This is a genomic window from Actinomadura sp. NPDC048021 (assembly GCF_040653135.1).
Lineage (GTDB): Bacteria > Actinomycetota > Actinomycetes > Streptosporangiales > Streptosporangiaceae > Spirillospora > Spirillospora verrucosospora.
In genome coordinates this window covers 277,269-292,805 of sequence record NZ_JBEZJQ010000005.1, presented here as the reverse complement: position 1 = coordinate 292,805, position 15,537 = coordinate 277,269, and the positions used below count along the sequence as shown (strand labels likewise).

Below are 15,537 nucleotides of genomic sequence, written 5' to 3'. Positions count from 1 at the left end.
CGTGACCTCGTCATGGGTCCGGGCGTGACGCCGTCCGGGGCGGTCGGCGCCGGCTGGTAGACATATGCCGTGATCAAGGTGCTTCTCGCCGACGACCACCACGTGGTGCGCGGCGCCCTCGCCGCCCTGCTGGGGCTCGAACCCGACCTCACCGTGGTGGCCGAGGTCGAGCGCGGGGACGAGGTGCTGCCCGCGGCCCGCTCGACCCGTCCCGACGTCGCCGTGCTGGACATCGACATGCCGGGCCTGGACGGCCTCGCGGCCGCGGCGGCGCTGCGCGAGGCCCTCCCCGACACCGCGACGCTGATGCTCACCGGGCACGGCAAGCCCGGCCACCTGCGCCGCGCCCTGACGGCGGGGGTCCGCGGCTTCCTGCTGAAGACGGCGCCGCCGGACGAGCTGGCCGCCGGCATCCGGAAGGTCGCCGCCGGGGAGCGGGTCCTCGACCCGAACCTCGCGCTCACCGCCTGGGACCTCGCCGACAACCCGCTCACCCCGCGCGAGACCGACGTGCTGCGGCTCGCGGCGGAGGGCGCGGAGGCCCCGGAGATCGCCGGGCGGCTCCACCTGTCCGCCGGGACGGTGCGCAACTACCTGACGGCCGCCGTCACCAAGCTCAACGCCCGCAGCCGCACCGACGCCGCGCGCATCGCACGCGAAGCGGGCTGGCTCTAGCCGATCCTCGCCTCCAGCCGGAAGCATCCCTTTCCGTCGGCGCGCGCGCTGAGCGTTCCGCCCGCCGAGGCGAGCCGCGTGGTCAGGTTCCCGATGCCGGCGCCGGGCGCCGTCCGGGGGGCCGCCGGGTCGAGCCCGTCGTTCTCCACGACCAGCCAGACGGCGGCGCCGTCCTCCCCGGTCGCGATGGTGCAGCGGGTGGCGGCGCTGTGGCGGAGCACGTTGGTCACCGCCTCGCGCAGGACCGTGCCGAGCACCGCCGACACGCGCCCGTCCAGGACCGGGTGCCCGAGGACGGTCTCGACCTCGACCCCGGCGGCGGCGAGCACCGACCGCGCCGACGCCGCCTCACCGTCCAGCGCGAGTTCGGCGTCCCCGCCGGTCGCGGTGCGCAGGTCCGCGCGGGCCTGCTCGGCCATGGCGACGACCTCGGCGAGTTCCGCGCGGGCGCGGTCCGGGTCCGCCCCGGCGAGCCGGCGGGCCAGCTCGCACCTGAGCAGGATCGCCGCCAGGCTGTGCCCGAGCAGGTCGTGCAGGTCCCGGGCGGCCCGCAGCCGCTCCTGGACGGTCGCCGCCCTCGCCAGCTCGTCCCCGGCCGCCCGCAGGTCCCGCACCAGCCGCGCCAGCCGGACGAGCCCGTACACCACCAGGCCCGTCACCAGCGTGCTGACCACGTAGTTGGCGACGGCCGCCGCGCCGAGCCCGAGGGCCCGCGCGGCGGCGCCGGTCACCGCCATGGACGCCGCCACGAGCGGGACGGCGGCCCACGCGGGGAGCCCCACCAGGAACGTCCCGGCGAGGAACCCGGCGACGCCCAGCCACGCCTTCCCGAAGACGGCGAGAGGGGCGAAGCAGAGGACGGCCAGGACCGGCGGCCACCACCGGGGCCGCCCGCGCCCGGCCCAGAGCAGCTCCACCGCCGAGATCAGCGCCAGCCCCGCCGCGGCGGCCGGCCACCGCGGCCCCCACGGGACCAGCAGCAGCCCCTTGACGGAGAACCCCGCCAGGACCGCGGCCAGCAGCGCGAGCGAGAGCCGGTAGGCCGCCCGGTCGGGCAGGCTCACGGTGCGGTCCCCCGCCGCGACGGCGGCCTCCACCGCGAACCGGCCGTCCCCGTCCAGGCCGGCCGAGAAGGTCCCGCCCGCCGCGCGCACCCGTTCCGCCGCCTGCTCCAGGCCCTCCGCGCCGCGCTCGGCCGTGCGGACGCCGTCGTTGACCACCCGCAGCCCGACCAGGCCGCCCCGCTCCGACGTCGCGATCAGGCAGGTCCGCGCGGAACCGGCGCGCACCACGTCCGTCACCGCCTCGCGCAGGACCGTCGCCAGCAGCGCCCCGGCCGGGCCGAGCGGCTCCCGGTGGCCCTCGCGCACCTCGGCCCGGACGTCCGCCGCCTCCAGCAGCGCCCGCGCCGCCGCCATCTCGGGGGCCAGCGACATGCTCCGCAGCCCCGCCGCGGCCGTGCGCGCCCTGTTCAGCGACTCCCTGGCCACCGCCAGCACGTCCGCGACGGACTCCGGGCGGTCGAGGGCGCGCCGGCTGCCGGCCGAGATCGCCCGCAGGCCGTCGCCGAGCCCGCCGTCCAGCTCCGCCGCGATCCGCAGCCGCTCCCGTTCCACGGCCGCCACGGTGAGGGGCAGCCGGGCCGCCGCGACGTCGTCCGCCCGGTCGGCCAGCCGCACCAGCCCGTAGACGACGAGCCCGGTCAGCAGGCAGCTGATCGTGACGTCGGCGCTCGCGCCGCCGCGCAGGGCGTCCGCGAGCGCCGCGCTCGCCAGGACGCAGGCGGCGGCCGGCCAGGCGCCCGCGAGCAGCAGCGACCCGACGACGAAGCCGAGGATCCCAGCCGACGTCCCGAACGCGACGACGCCCGCGTAGGCGGCGGCCGCCTGCGCGGCCAGGCTCCAGCCGCCGCGCCATCGCCGCCAGCGCGGCACGACCTGGACGAACTGGGCCAGCAGGACCACCAGCACGAGGGCGGTCGCCGCGGCCGCCCGCGCGGCGCCCTCAGTCCGCGAGGGCGCCGCCAGCGCGTACACCGCGGCGAACGAGGCGAGCACCACCCCGACGATCACCCGTGCCGACCGCGGCCCCGCCGGTACCGCCCCTGCCACCCGTCCCCCGCTTCCCGGCCCCTGCTTCCCGTTCCGAGGGCCGCCGTCCCCGCCGCCCGCGCCCGCGAGTCCGGACCACGGCGGCGGGTGCCAGGGTACGAGGTCGTCGAGAACGTGACCGTCCGGGACGCCGTCCCGGCGCACCTGTGGCGGCGCGACGACGTGCTGCGGCCGTTCGGCTTCTTCCGGCTGGTCAGGGCGGTCGTCCCGGCATGGCCGGTGATTTCGCCGATGTCGGCGGACGCGGCGCGGGCCGAGAATGTGCGTCCCGGAGCCGGGTGACCGGCCCCGCCCCGTTTCCGGAGCCGCCCTCGGCTCCGCCCCCCGGAACAGGAGCGAACCGACGTGCCCACCCTCACCGCACGCGCGGCGAAGACGGCGCTGGCCGCGGCGCTGACCGCGGCCGCCATCGCCGTCCCCCAGACCGCCCGGGCCGCCGACAACCCCTACGAGCGCGGCCCCGCCCCGACGCAGCAGAGCATCGAGGCCCTCCGCGGCCCGTTCGCGACGTCCCAGACGAGCGTGTCGTCCCTGAGCGTCACCGGCTTCGGCGGCGGGACGATCTACTACCCGACGAGCACCGCCGAGGGGACCTTCGGCGCCGTGGCGGTGGCGCCCGGCTACACCGCCGACCAGACCAGCATGGCCTGGCTCGGGCCGCGACTCGCCTCGCAGGGCTTCGTCATCTTCACGATCGACACCCTCACCCGCCTCGACCAGCCCGACAGCCGCGCCCGGCAACTGGAGGCCGCGCTCGACTACCTCACGCAGCGCAGCACCGTCCGGACCCGGATCGACACGACCCGGCTCGGCGTGATGGGCCACTCGATGGGCGGCGGCGGGACGCTGGAGGCCGCCGAGGACCGGCCGCAGCTCCAGGCCGCGATCCCGCTGACGCCGTGGGACCTGCAGAAGAACTTCTCGGACGTGCGCGTCCCCACCATGATCATCGGCGCGCAGGCGGACACGGTCGCGCCGGTCGCCACGCACTCCCAGCCGTTCTACGAGAGCATCCCGGCGGCGTCGGAGAAGGCGTACCTGGAGCTGGCGGGCGCCAGCCACTTCGCGCCCAACACCTCGAACACGACGATCGCGAAGTACAGCATCTCCTGGCTCAAGCGGTACATCGACAACGACACCCGCTACGACCAGTTCCTGTGCCCGGCGCCCTCGCGCGACCTCACCATCTCCGAGTACCGGGACACCTGCCCGAACTCCTGACCCCGGTCGCCGACCGGACCCCCTACCGGCCGGGCCGCCCGCCTCCCCGCGCGGGCGGCCCCTCGGCGTTCGGGCCGGGCCCGCCGTCCCCGGGGCCGTGCAGCCGCAGCGCGCTCAGCGCGAGGACGAGCTCGACCAGGTCGCCGGGCCGGGCGAGGGTCCGCCCGGTGAGCCGCTCGATCCTGCGGAGCCGGTTCAGGACGGTGTTGCGGTGGCAGAACAGCCGGTCGGCCGCGCGGGCCGCCGAGCCGCCGCACTCCAGCCAGGTCTCCAGCGTCGTCAGCAGGGCGTCGCGGAACCCGGGGTCGACGTCCCCGAGCCCGCCGAGCGCGACCTCCCCGAGGCGCCCGGCGAGACGGGGCTGGGACAGCACGAGCGCGTCGGGGAGCCGGCGGTCCAGGCGGGCGATCTGGTTGCCGGGGCCGCGGCACGTCCGCAGCGCCAGCTCGGCGAACCAGCGGGCGCCGCCCAGCTCGGCGAGGCTGCCGACGACCGGGCTCACGCCGGCGTGCGACCGGGCGTAGGGGCGCACGGCGTCGACGAGGTCGTCGAGCTCCGCGGCGCCGAGCGCGACCAGCGCCACCTGCGCGTCGGTGCGCAGCCGCCAGATGAACCGCATCCCGCCGGTGTCGCCCGGCCGCCGGTTCACCCCGTCCCCGAAGCCGCCCTCCGCGCCGAGCATCACCACGGCGTAGCGGCCGGTCGCGGGCAGCCCGAGGACGGACGTGGCGGTCGCGAGCAGCCCGCCGTCGGCGCCCTGGCCGTCCAGGAGGGCGTCCACGATCGCCTGGACGCGCTCCTCGCTGCGCCGCGCGAGGTCCAGCTCCGTGCGGTGGTAGGCGGCGGCCGCCGCGCCGGACTGCTGGTCGATCGTGTCCCAGGTGCGGGTCGCCTGCCGGATCAGCGCCGCGACGTTCTCCGGGTCGTGCCGTCCGACGACCTCGACGACGGCCTCCCAGAACACCCGCCCGGCGAGCCGGTAGGAGCGCAGCAGCTGGTCGAGCGGCTGCCCCTGGTGCGCGCGCCGCTGCCCGAGCCGCCGCGCCCACTCCAGGTCGGCGCGGCCGCGGCCCGGGTCCAGGATCGTCTTGAAGCCGTGCCCGAGCCCGGTGTGGCACATCTCCCACACGTCGTGGCGGAAGGCGTCGTCGCGGTCGCCGCGGTCACCGGAGAGGATCTCGGCGGTGAGCCGGTCGGCGAGGTCCGGCAGCCGGTCCGCGAGCCGCAGCACCGCCTTGCGCATGATCGTGCGATCGGCGTCCACCTGGCCGACGTTCATCGCGGGCCACCTCCAGCAACGGGCGCGCCCCGCACAACGCGGGGGCCTCATCGTGCCACCACGGGGGCGCACGGGCCATCGTGGGACGCCGACACTGTGCGCGGTCACAACGGCCGCCGCTCCGCGTTGCGCCGCGTCCCCGAAACCGGAGCCCGCTCTGGACCGGTGCCGGGCGCCCGTGTTGCCCTAGGGTCCCCTTCCCTTTTTGAGACCCCGTCCAATAGGGCCTCCCACGGCTCGCGGGCGAGGGTGGTTCCCGCCGAGGAGGGACCGGCATGACACACGAACGGCTGCACGGACGCGAACGCGACCTTCGGACGATCGCGGCGATGCTCGACCGGGCCCGGGACGGGCACGGCGGCGCACTGGTCGTCGCCGGGGACGCCGGCATCGGCCGGACGGCCCTCCTGGAGGCCGCCGTGCGCGGCGCAGGCACGGGCTTCCGCACGCTCGGCACGACCGGGGTGCCCGGCGAGACCGGCGTCCCCTACGCGGGGCTGCACCGGCTGCTGCGCCCCCTGTCCGAACAGGTCGCCCAGCTGCCGCCGGCGCACCGGGACGCCCTCGCCGCGATCCTGTCCGGCGCGCCCCGCGCCGCGCCGTTCGTGCTGTTCACGGCGGTGTGCGAGCTGCTGGGCCGGGCCGCGCGGAAGGGGCCCGTGCTGTGCTGGGCCGACGACGTCCACCGGCTCGACGCGGGCTCGCTGGAGGTGCTGGCGTTCGCGGCGCGGCGCGTCGAGGACGAGCCCGTGGCGGTGCTGTTCTCCGTCCGCGACGGCGAGCCGGACGGGGGCGCGCTCGCCGGGATCCGGCGGCTGCGGCTCGCGCCGCTGGCCGAGGACGCGAGCCGGCGCGTGCTGCGCGACGCGCTCGGCGGCACGGCGCCCGACCTCTGCCTGGACGGCTCGGCGGGCGGCGACCTGACCGAGGAGATCGTCGACCTGGCCTGCGGCCGCCCCCTCGCGATCCGCGAGCTGGCCGGCGCCCTGACGTCGGGGCAGCTGTCGGGCGCCGCGCCGCCGCCGCGGGCGCTGCCCCCGTCCAGCTCCCTGCGCGCCCTGCACCGGGGCCGCTACCGCGCGCTGCCCTCCGGGGCGCGGCGCCTGGTGCTGATGACCGTGGCGGAGGAGTGGCTCGGCGCCGCGACGATGGAGCGGGCCGTCCGGGCGGACGGCATCGGCGGCGGCGACCTCGACGCGGCCCGCGAGTCGGGGCTGCTGCGGTTCGAGGGCGACGGGGTCGCGGTCCGCAACCGGCTCGTCCGGTCCTCGCTGTGGGCGGACGCGACCCGCGAGGAGCGGCGGGACGCGCACACGCTGCTCGCCGGCGTCCTGGCCCAGGAGTGGCAGCGGCCGCGGCGGCTCTGGCACCGCGCGGCCGTGACGGGCGAGCCCGACGACCGGCTCGCCGCCGAGCTCGCGGGGGCGGCGGACGCGGCCCGGCGGGCGGGCCGGTACGCCGACTCCTGGCGGATGTGGCAGCGCGCCGCGACCCTGACCGTCGAGCACGGCGCGCGGACGGACCGGTACCTGGCCGCCGCCGGGGACGCCTGGGCGAGCGGCCGGTCGCGCCGGGCCCGCGCGATGCTCCGCCAGGTCCGCCCGCGCGGCTGCGACGGGCCCCGCATCGCCCGCGCCGCCGCCCTGCGCGGCGAGATCGAGACGGCGGCGGGCTCCCCCGCGGCCGCGGTCGCCGCGCTGCGCGACGCGGCCGAGCGGCTCGCCGGAGCCGACGCCGCGTCAGCGCTGGACGCGCTGGTGTGGGCCGCGGAGGCCGCCGACGCGTCCGGCGACCACCGCGCCCGCCTGGAGATCGCCGAGCGCGCCCGCGCGCTGGAGCCCGCCGCGCCCGGTCCGCGCGCCGAGCTGCTGCTCGCCCACCTCGGCGGCGTCGCGGCCGTGATCCGCGGCCGGTACCGGGAGGCGGCGGAACGCCTCGGGCACGCCGTGCGCCTCGGCGCGGACGCGGCGGACCCGGACGCGCGGTCGTGGGCGGCGCTGTCGGCCCTCGCCCTCGGCGACGGCTCCCGCGCCCGCGCGCTGGCGGCCGAGGCGGTCGCGGCGGCCCGGCGGTCCGGCGACGCGCCCGCCGAGTCGTTCGCGCTGGTGGCCGCCGGGCGCTGCGAGACGCTCCTCGGGCATCCCCCCGCGCCGATCGCCGCCTGCCACGACGGCCTGCGCCTGGCCCGCGCCACCCGCCTGCACGGGCACGCCACGGAGCAGCTCGCCACCCTGGCCCTCACCGCCGCCTTCAACGGCGACGAGGCCAGGACGCGCGAGCTGCTGGACCAGCTCACCGGCGCCGCCGACGAGCGGGGCCTCGCCCGCGCGGCCGCCCTCGGATCGTGGGCGCCCGCGTGCCTCGACCTCGCCGCGGACCGGCCCGCCGACGCGGCCGCGCGGCTGCGGCTGCCGGGCGGCGCCGGGCTCGCGCACCCGCCGGCGCGGCTCCTGTCCGTCCCCCACCTGGTCGAGGCGCTGGTCCGCACCGGCGAGCACGACCCGGCCGCGGGGGCCTACGGGCACTTCCGCCGCTGGGTGGACGGGATCGGCTCGCCCCCCGGCCCGGAGGCGCTCGGCCGCCGCTGCCTGGGCCTGCTGGCCGGGTGCGACGACGAGGCCGAGGAGCACTTCACCGAGGCCCTGCGCCTGCACGAGGCCGCCGGCGCCGCGTTCGAGCTGGCCCGCACCGAGCTGCTGTTCGGGCACCGGCTGCGGCGCGGGCGACGCCCCCGCGCCGCCCGCGAGCACCTGCGCGCCGCGCTGCGCGTGTTCGAGCGCTACGGCGCCGCCCCGTGGACGGGGCGGGCCCGCGCCGAGCTGCGCGCCGCCGGGGAGACCGCGCCGCGGGCGGCGAGCGGGTTCGGCAAGCTCACCGCGCAGCAGGCGCACATCGCCCGGATGGCCGCCGAGGGGGCCACCAACCGGGAGATCGCTGCGCGCCTGCTGCTCAGCCCGCGGACGATCGACCACCATCTCCGCAACGTCTTCACCCGTCTCGGGATCCGCTCGCGCGTCGAGCTGGCCCGGCTGATCCGCTGATCCGGCCGGCCGCCGGGTCAGCGGGCCTGCTCGTACTCCTCCTCGCGGTCCTCGGCCTTGCCGCTGCGGGACGACGAGGAGGACGAGGAAGAGGAGGAGCTCCGCGTGCTCCGGCCGTTCCGGGAGCCCTTGGTCTCCGAGTCCTTGGAGTCCTTGGCGCTCTCGGAGCCCTTCGCGGAGGTGCCGGAGCCGCTGCCCTTACCGGACTTCTCCTCTTCCTCCATGGCCTCCTCGTGCGTCCGGACGACCTCGCTGTCGCGGATCTCGCCGCGCCAGCCCTCGATCTCGTCCGCGCGGGTCAGCGAGTTCGTCATCACGTACCGGCGGAAGTGCTTCAGTTCGAGCCGGGCGCGGCGGCCCTGGGCGCGCCACAGGTTGCCCGTCCGCTCCATGAAGCCCTGCGGGTGGTACTCCAGGACGACCAGGACGCGGGTCAGGTTCGGCGACAGCTCGTGGAAGCTCACCGTCCCGTCCACGTGGCCCTTCGGGCCCTTCGAGCGCCACACGATGTGCTCGTCGGGGACCTGCTCGACGATCGTGGACTCCCACGTGCGCGCCGACCAGAAGATCTTGGCCTTCCAGTTCAGCTTGGTGTCGTCGGCCTGGTCGACGCTGACGACCTTCTTCATGAAGGACGGGTAGTCCTGGAACTGCGTCCACTGGTCGTAGACGAGGCGGGACGGCGCACCGATGTCGATGTGCTCGACGATGTTGGTGACCTTCACCTTCTTCCCGCCGCCCTTGCCGCCCTTGCCCTTCTTGCCGCCGGGCAGGACGTCCTTGAGCTTGCCGAAGATGCCCTTGCCCTTGCCCTCGGACTGCTCGTCCTTGCCGTCGGCGTCCTTGGCGCCGGCCTTGGCCTCGTCCTTGGAGTCGCTCTTGGCGGCGTTCTCGGCCTCGTCCTTCGCGCCGTTCTTGGAGTCGCTCTTGGCGTCGGAGGCCTTCGCCTGCTCCTGGTCGCCCTGGTCGGAGTCCCGCCCGGCGCGGTTGCCGGCGATGGCCCGGCTCGCCGCGACGGCCGCGCCGGCGCCGAGCAGGACGCCGCCCGCGGTGCCGACGGCCCGGCCGCCCGGGAGGGCCTTGGTGATGGCGCCGATACCGGACGAGCGCTTGCGCCCGCCGATCGGCAGCCTCTTGGCGATCTGGCCGACGGGCAGCTTGCCCATCGGGTTTGCGCGTGCCATGTTCCGCTTCCTCACTTGGGGTTGGTGACGGTCTCGCCGTCGCGGATCTCGCCGCGCCAGCCCTCCACCTCGTCGGGGTGCAGGAGCGCCTGCGTCATCACGTGACGGCGGAAATGCTTCAGTTCCAGCCGCGTCCGGCGGCCCTGGGCCCGCCAGAGATTGCCCGTCCGCTCGAACAGGCCGACGGGGTGGTACTCCAGGACGAGCAGGACGCGGGTCAGGTCGGGGGTCAGCTCGTGGAAGCTGACCGACCCGTGGGCGTGGCCCTTCGGGCCCTTCGAGCGCCACACGATGTGCTCGTCGGGGACCTGCTCCTTGATCGTCGACTCCCACGTCCGCGCCGACCAGAAGATCTTCGCCTTCCAGTTCAGCCTGGCGTCGTCGGCCTGGTCGACGCTGACGACCTTCTTCATGAAGGACGGGTAGTCCTGGAACCGCGTCCACTGGTCGTAGACCAGCCGGCGCGGCGCCCCCACGTCGATCTGCTCGACGATGTTGGTCAGCTTCCCCTTCCGCCCCCGGCCGAAGATGCCGGCGAGGGTCTCCTTCAGGGCCGTCCAGCCGAAGCTCAGCAGCGCGCGGAAGGGCGACTTGCCCTCCTGCAGCGCCTTGACCCCGGCCAGTGCGGCCTTGGCGAGCGGGCCGGCCTGCTCCGCCTTCGCGGTGAGGTGCCGGACCGCACGGTCGAGCCGCCGTTCGAGCCGGGTGACGAGCCCGGCCGAGGCACGGCGTGCCAGGCGCCGCGCCGAGAGCGCGGCCAGCGCCCCGCCGGCGCCGACGGCCGCGCCCGCGATCGGGCCCGTCCGGAGTTTCATGTCCTGTCCACCTCATCGTCCAACTCGGGTACGGCGCCGGGTTACCCGGTCAAGATGGGGCAAAACAGGACGCAGGCAAGATGCGACACATCGCGGTGCGGTTGGCCGCTCCAGGACGGGGGCCCGCGAGGCCCCCGGAGCGAACGCCCGGACGCTCCTGACGGGCGACCAGACCAGCCCAGCGTGGACACCGGACCAGACCGGCGTCTCCGAAACCTCGCATAACGGTTGAGATTCGTGCTTTACGGGCCCCTTGAACTGGTACGGACCAGTGTTTATCTTCTTCCCCACCACGCGCGTTTGTGCTCGGGGGGCGTTCACACCGCGCAGAATCTTTCATGCGCGACAGCCGGAGAAGGCGGGGACAGATGAAACGGCACCTCATGGGCGTCGTCGCCGCGGGCCTGACCGTGGCACTCGGCGTCAGCGGCTGCGGCAAGGGCAGCTCGTCGGGAGGCGACTCCGACGGCAAGACCATCAAGTTCGTCGCCGCGATCTACGACGACAACACCAAACCCTTCTGGGACGCCCTGATCAAGGACTTCGAGGCGAAGAACTCGGGCTACAAGGTCAACCTGGAGATGGTCGACTGGACCCAGATGGACGCCAAGGTGAAGACCTACGTCCAGACCAAGCAGGTTCCGGACGTCCTCAACTACAACGCGTTCTCCGACTTCGCCCGCGACGGCCTCATCTACAAGGCGGACGAGGTGCTGTCGCCGGGCACGCTCGGCGACTTCACGCCGACCTTCGTCCAGCAGGCGCAGTACAACGGCGCGCAGTACGGCCTGCCGTTCATCTCCAGCGCCCGCCTGCTCTTCTACAACAAGGCCCTGTTCAAGAAGGCCGGCATCAGCGACCCGCCCGCCACCTGGGACGAGGTCAGGGCCGACGCCGAGAAGATCAAGAAGGCGGGCGCCACCGGGTACGGGCTGCCGCTCGGCCCCGAGGAGTCCCAGGCCGAGTTCTACTCCTGGGCGATGAACAACGGCGGCGGCTGGGTCGACGCGTCCGGCAAATGGGCGATCAACCAGAAGGCCAACGTCGACACCCTCGCCTTCCTCAAGGACCTCAACAAGTCCGGGCTGACCCAGCCGAACCCGGAGACCACCGACCGCAAGACGGTGTTCAACCAGTTCGCGCAGGGCAAGATCGGCATGGCGATCGGCGGCCCGTTCACCAAGGCCGGATTCATCGACCCGGTGAACAAGGACCTGGAATTCGGCGTCGCGCCGCTGCCGAGCAAGAGCGGCACCGAGCACAACACCCTCGGCGTCATGGACGTCCTCGCCGCGTTCAAGAAGGACGGCGGCAAGAACAAGGAGGCCGTCAAGAAGTTCCTCGACTTCTTCTACCAGAAGGAGAACACCTCGAAGTTCCTCAAGACCGAGGGCTTCCTCCCGGTGACGAAGTCGGCCGGGGACGCGCTCAGCGCCGACCCGTACATGAAGCAGTTCGTGGACGCGCTCCCGACGTCGAAGTTCGCGCCGACGTCCAACCCGGCGTGGTCGGCGGTCGCGGGCGCGGTCAAGCAGGACCTCGGCACCGCCGCCGCGAACGAAGACCCGAAGAAGATCCTGGACAAGATCCAGGAGACGGCGGAGAAGGCCGGCTGAGTGCTGGAGTCCCCGACCGGAGAGCGGGGGGCCGCCGCCTCGACGGCCCCCCGCCCCTCCCTCCTCCGGCGGACCGGACGCGCCCTGGCACCGCTGCCGTGGCTCGCCCCGTCCCTCGCGCTCATCGCGATCGTGGTGCTGTGGCCCGTCATCGAGATGGTCCGCACCTCGCTGCAGAAGATCAGCTCGTCCGGCGTCACGCTCGGCTACCGGGGCGGCGGCAACTACACCGACCTGTTCGGTGAGGACGACCTCGTCCCGGTCGTGCTGCGGACGCTGCTGTGGGTCGCCGGAGTCGTCGTCGTCACGATGGTGCTCTCGCTCGCCCTCGGCCAGCTGCTGAACGCCCGCTTCCCCGGCCGCCGCGTCGTGCGCTGGGCCGTCATCGTCCCGTGGGCGGCGTCGGTGCTGATGACGTCGCTGATCTGGAAGTGGATGCTGGACAACTACTCCGGCCTGGTCAACCGCGTGCTGCTCGACCTGCACGTGATCGACGAGCCGGTGAACTGGCTGGCCCACCCGGGGCAGGCGATGCTGTGGATGATGTGGGTGGCGGTCTTCGTGTCGCTGCCGTTCACCTCGTTCGTCATCCTCGCCGGGCTCCAGACGATCCCCGCCGACGTGTACGAGGCGGCCCGCGTCGACGGCGCCGGGTCCGTGCGCACCTACGTCGCCATCACGCTGCCGCTGCTGCGCCCCGCCGTGCTCATCGCGTCCATCATCAACGTGATCAACGTCTTCAACTCGTTCCCGATCATCTGGGCGATGACGGGCGGCGGCCCCGGCAGCAAGACCGACACCACCACCACGTTCATGTACAAACTCGCGTTCTACGATCAGAACGTCGGCGAGTCCGGCGCGATGGCGGTCGTGAACTTCGCGCTGATCCTCGTGATGGTGCTGCTGTACCTGCGCGCCGCCCGCTGGCGGGAGGAGGTCCGATGACGCGCCGGATCGTCCTCACGGGCGTCGGCTGGCTGGTCGCCCTCGCGTTCCTGCTGCCCTACCTGCAGATGTTCGTCACCGCGCTCAAGCCCGAGCGCGAGCTGACCAGGTCGCCGGGCACCTACCTGCCCTCGCACTGGACGTGGTCGAACTTCGTGGACGTCTGGTCGGCCGCGCCCGTCTGGACGTACATGCGGGTCTCCCTCACCGTCGCGGCGGCCGCGACCCTGGTCACCCTCGCCTGCGCGATGCCCGCCGCGTACTACACGGCCCGCAACCGCTTCCGGGGGCGCGGGGCGTTCCTGCTGCTCGTCCTGGTCACGCAGATGTTCGCGCCGACCGCCCTGGTGATCGGCATCTACCGGGAGATGGTCGCGCTCGACCTCACCGACACGCTGCTGTCGCTCATCCTGGTGAACGCGGCGTTCAACCTGCCGTTCTGCATCTGGATCCTGCACGGCTACTTCTCCAGCATCCCGAAGGAGCTGGAGGAGGCCGCCTTCCTGGACGGCGCGGGCCGCGTCGGCGCCCTCACCCGCGTCACCCTGCCCATCTCCATGCCGGGCGTCGTCACCGCGATCGTCTACACGTTCATCGCGGCGTGGAACGAGTACATCGTGGCGCTGACCGTCACCGCGTCCCCGGACCGCCGCCCCCTCACCGTCGGGATCCCGTCCTTCGTGACCCAGTACCAGGCGCACTGGCAGTACCTCTTCGCCACCTCGCTGATCGCGATCATTCCGGTTGTCATCCTGTTCGTCTTCATCGAGCGCTACCTCATCGGCGGCCTGACGGCGGGGTCGGTCAAATGACCCTGATCGGCCTGGACGTGGGCGGTACCACGATGAAGGCCGCCCTGTTCGGCGAGGACGCGGGCGGCGAGGAACCGCAGATCCTAGCGAGCGAGTCGCGGCCCACCGACCGGGCCGACCCGGTGGGGGGCGTCCTCGACTTCGCCGCCCATCTCGCCGCCCGCGCCGCGTCCCTGGGCTCCCCCGCCCGCGCGGCCGGCATCGCCCTGCTCGGCATCGTGGACGAGGCGTCGGGCACGGCCGTCCACTCCGCCAACGTGGGGTGGCGGGACGTGCCGATCCGGCGGCTGGCGCGCGAACGCCTCGGCATCCCCGTCGCGATCGGCCACGACGTCCGCACCGGCGGCCTGGCCGAGGCCGTGCTGGGCGCGGGCCGCGGCGCGGGAGACTTCGTCTTCGTGGCCGTCGGGACCGGCATCGCCGCCGCCCTGATCCTGGACGGCGCCCCCTACCCGGGGACGGTCGGCTGGAGCGGCGAGATCGGCCACGTCGTCGTCCGTCCCGGCGGCGAGCCCTGCGCCTGCGGGAACCGGGGGTGCGTGGAGACCTACGCGTCCGCCGCCGCCATCTCCCGCCGCCACGGCGAGGGCGTCCCGGCCGAAGAGGTGATCGCGCGGGCCGGGCGGGGCGAGGAGAAGGCCGGACGGGTCTGGTCGGAGGCGCTCGACTGCCTCGCCGACGGCCTCGCGATGACGACCCTGCTGATGGACCCGGGCCTGGTGGTCGTCGGCGGCGGCCTCGCCCGCGCCGGGGACACCCTGCTGGCTCCCCTCGAAGCACGCCTGGCCGCCCGCCTGAAGTTCCGCGACCCGCCGCGCCTGCTGCGCACGCGGCTGGACGACCAAGCGGCCGTCAGGGGCGCGGCGATCCTCGCCCGGCGCGCCCTGGACCGGCTAGGGCGATGACGCTGCGTGCGGCGCGTCCCGGGTGAGGAGGCGCAGCGCGTCGGCGGAGCCGGCGTCGTTCGGGGTGTAGATCTCCAGCCGGTGGTCGGGGCTGTCGGGCTGGAGCCAGACCTGGTAGGCGACGCTCGCGGCCCCGACGGTGGGGTGCTGCAGGTGCATGTCCCCCACAGTGCAGTCGGCGACCTCACCGGTCGCCCACATGGCCGCGAACTCGTCGCTGCGCATGGTGAGTTCGCCGATGAGTTCGGCCAGCCGGGCGTCGGTCGGGAAACGGCCCGCGGTGAGCCGCAGGTAGGCGACGTGGACGCGTGCGAGTTCGTCCCAGTTGCGATGGAGGCTCCGGGTGAGCGGGTCGAGGAAGAACATCCGCGGGATCGAGGGACGCCGATCCGGCGCGTCCGGCGCGTCGAAGTCGATGTGCTCGGCGAACAGCGCGTGGCCGGCGCGGTTCCACGCGAGCACGTCTCCTCGCCGGCCCAGCACGAGCGCCGGGGTCGCGTCGCCGAGCGTGGCGAGGAGAGCCAGAACGCGCCTGTGGGGCTCCTCCCGGCCGGGGTCCGACAGTCCGGGGGCGGTGGACTGCCGAGCGAGATTGCGCAAGTGCGCGGTCTCCACCTCGTCGAGTCGCAGCACCCTTGCCAGGGCATTGAGCACTTGGTCCGAAGCTGTTTCCGCCTGTCCCTGCTCCAACCGGGTGTAGTACCCGGGGCTGACTCCGGCGAGCTGGGCCAGTTCCTCGCGACGCAACCCCGGGACCCGCCGAGAGGTGCCGTAGGTGTGCAGTCCGATCTCGGCCGGGGTGATTCCATCACGCCGGTTCTTCAGGAACGTTCCCAGGCTCTCCACGCCATGGAGCGTATGCACGCCGCGGCGGGCGTGGGTGCACCTGCTGGGTCTACCCAGAGCAAGGGGATGGCCGTCCGACGCGGCGGC

13 protein-coding genes are annotated in these 15,537 nt (G+C 74.5%); 8 read left to right on the top strand and 5 right to left on the bottom strand.

All coding sequences use genetic code 11. The annotated features are described in order from the left end of the window. The first annotated feature begins 69 nt into the window (after positions 1-69). Entirely contained in the window at positions 70-675 is a 606-nt protein-coding gene (locus AB0C87_RS11310; protein WP_353833594.1) for a response regulator, read from the top strand. Here the strand turns inward: AB0C87_RS11310 and AB0C87_RS11305 are convergent. Then, the gene (locus AB0C87_RS11305; RefSeq protein ID WP_360577248.1) at positions 672-2,747 is read right to left on the bottom strand and encodes a histidine kinase; all 2,076 of its coding nucleotides are present in this window, start codon (positions 2,745-2,747) and stop codon (positions 672-674) included. The two genes, AB0C87_RS11310 and AB0C87_RS11305, sit on opposite strands and share 4 nt — an antisense overlap. Positions 2,748-2,873: 126 nt before the next feature. Here AB0C87_RS11305 and AB0C87_RS11300 point away from each other — a divergent pair, with 126 nt between their 5' ends. Continuing rightward, positions 2,874-3,068 carry a hypothetical protein gene (locus AB0C87_RS11300; RefSeq protein WP_360577247.1) on the top strand — a complete coding sequence of 65 codons (195 nt, stop codon included), beginning with the start codon at positions 2,874-2,876 and terminating at the stop codon, positions 3,066-3,068. Positions 3,069-3,167: 99 nt separating this feature from the next. Then, positions 3,168-4,007: a dienelactone hydrolase family protein gene (locus AB0C87_RS11295; RefSeq protein WP_345182687.1), complete on the top strand. Its 840-nt coding sequence runs from the start codon at positions 3,168-3,170 to the stop codon at positions 4,005-4,007. Positions 4,008-4,029: 22 nt separating this feature from the next. Here the strand turns inward: AB0C87_RS11295 and AB0C87_RS11290 are convergent, their stop codons facing one another. After that, on the bottom strand, positions 4,030-5,286 hold the full coding sequence (locus AB0C87_RS11290) for a helix-turn-helix domain-containing protein (RefSeq protein ID WP_345182679.1): 1,257 nt from the start codon (positions 5,284-5,286) through the stop codon (positions 4,030-4,032). A gap of 275 nt (positions 5,287-5,561) precedes the next feature. Here AB0C87_RS11290 and AB0C87_RS11285 point away from each other — a divergent pair, with 275 nt between their 5' ends. Then, entirely contained in the window at positions 5,562-8,327 is a 2,766-nt protein-coding gene (locus AB0C87_RS11285) for a LuxR family transcriptional regulator (RefSeq protein WP_360577246.1), read from the top strand. Positions 8,328-8,344: 17 nt separating this feature from the next. On the opposite strand, the gene AB0C87_RS11280 is transcribed toward AB0C87_RS11285, so the two are convergent. Both AB0C87_RS11280 and AB0C87_RS11275 read right to left on the bottom strand, forming a co-directional pair. Beyond that, positions 8,345-9,511 (bottom strand): SRPBCC family protein, encoded by a 1,167-nt coding sequence (locus tag AB0C87_RS11280; protein WP_353835384.1) that lies wholly within the window; start codon positions 9,509-9,511, stop codon positions 8,345-8,347. An 11-nt stretch (positions 9,512-9,522) separates the two neighbouring features. Next, positions 9,523-10,326 (bottom strand): SRPBCC family protein, encoded by an 804-nt coding sequence (locus tag AB0C87_RS11275; RefSeq protein WP_345181513.1) that lies wholly within the window; start codon positions 10,324-10,326, stop codon positions 9,523-9,525. A 368-nt stretch (positions 10,327-10,694) separates the two neighbouring features. Here AB0C87_RS11275 and AB0C87_RS11270 point away from each other — a divergent pair, with 368 nt between their 5' ends. The 4 genes from AB0C87_RS11270 to AB0C87_RS11255 are packed head-to-tail and all read left to right on the top strand — an operon-like array spanning position 10,695 to position 14,604. Further along, positions 10,695-11,942 carry an extracellular solute-binding protein gene (locus tag AB0C87_RS11270; protein ID WP_345181517.1) on the top strand — a complete coding sequence of 416 codons (1,248 nt, stop codon included), beginning with the start codon at positions 10,695-10,697 and terminating at the stop codon, positions 11,940-11,942. Next, positions 11,943-12,887, top strand: a complete 945-nt coding sequence (locus tag AB0C87_RS11265; protein WP_353835385.1) for an ABC transporter permease subunit — start codon at positions 11,943-11,945, stop codon at positions 12,885-12,887. It begins immediately after the preceding gene. Next, positions 12,884-13,699 carry a carbohydrate ABC transporter permease gene (locus AB0C87_RS11260; RefSeq protein ID WP_345181524.1) on the top strand — a complete coding sequence of 272 codons (816 nt, stop codon included), beginning with the start codon at positions 12,884-12,886 and terminating at the stop codon, positions 13,697-13,699. Before AB0C87_RS11265 ends, AB0C87_RS11260 begins: the two co-directional genes overlap by 4 nt. Further along, positions 13,696-14,604, top strand: coding sequence for an ROK family protein (locus tag AB0C87_RS11255; RefSeq protein WP_360577245.1), 909 nt, complete (start codon positions 13,696-13,698; stop codon positions 14,602-14,604). The genes AB0C87_RS11260 and AB0C87_RS11255 overlap by 4 nt, the downstream gene beginning before the upstream one ends. On the opposite strand, the gene AB0C87_RS11250 is transcribed toward AB0C87_RS11255, so the two are convergent. Further along, on the bottom strand, positions 14,593-15,450 hold the full coding sequence (locus AB0C87_RS11250) for a helix-turn-helix transcriptional regulator (RefSeq protein ID WP_360577244.1): 858 nt from the start codon (positions 15,448-15,450) through the stop codon (positions 14,593-14,595). The genes AB0C87_RS11255 and AB0C87_RS11250 overlap by 12 nt on opposite strands. Positions 15,451-15,537: the final 87 nt, after the last annotated feature.

Bases quoted from the DNA above. Each gene is read 5' to 3' on its own strand.
- AB0C87_RS11285 (WP_360577246.1), top strand. From the start codon at position 5,562: ATGACACACGAACGGCTGCACGGACGCGAACGCGACCTTCGGACGATC.
- AB0C87_RS11270 (WP_345181517.1), top strand. From the start codon at position 10,695: ATGAAACGGCACCTCATGGGCGTCGTCGCCGCGGGCCTGACCGTGGCA.
- AB0C87_RS11280 (WP_353835384.1), bottom strand. From the start codon at position 9,511: ATGGCACGCGCAAACCCGATGGGCAAGCTGCCCGTCGGCCAGATCGCC.
- AB0C87_RS11290 (WP_345182679.1), bottom strand. From the start codon at position 5,286: ATGAACGTCGGCCAGGTGGACGCCGATCGCACGATCATGCGCAAGGCG.
- AB0C87_RS11255 (WP_360577245.1), top strand. From the start codon at position 13,696: ATGACCCTGATCGGCCTGGACGTGGGCGGTACCACGATGAAGGCCGCC.
- AB0C87_RS11260 (WP_345181524.1), top strand. From the start codon at position 12,884: ATGACGCGCCGGATCGTCCTCACGGGCGTCGGCTGGCTGGTCGCCCTC.
- AB0C87_RS11275 (WP_345181513.1), bottom strand. From the start codon at position 10,326: ATGAAACTCCGGACGGGCCCGATCGCGGGCGCGGCCGTCGGCGCCGGC.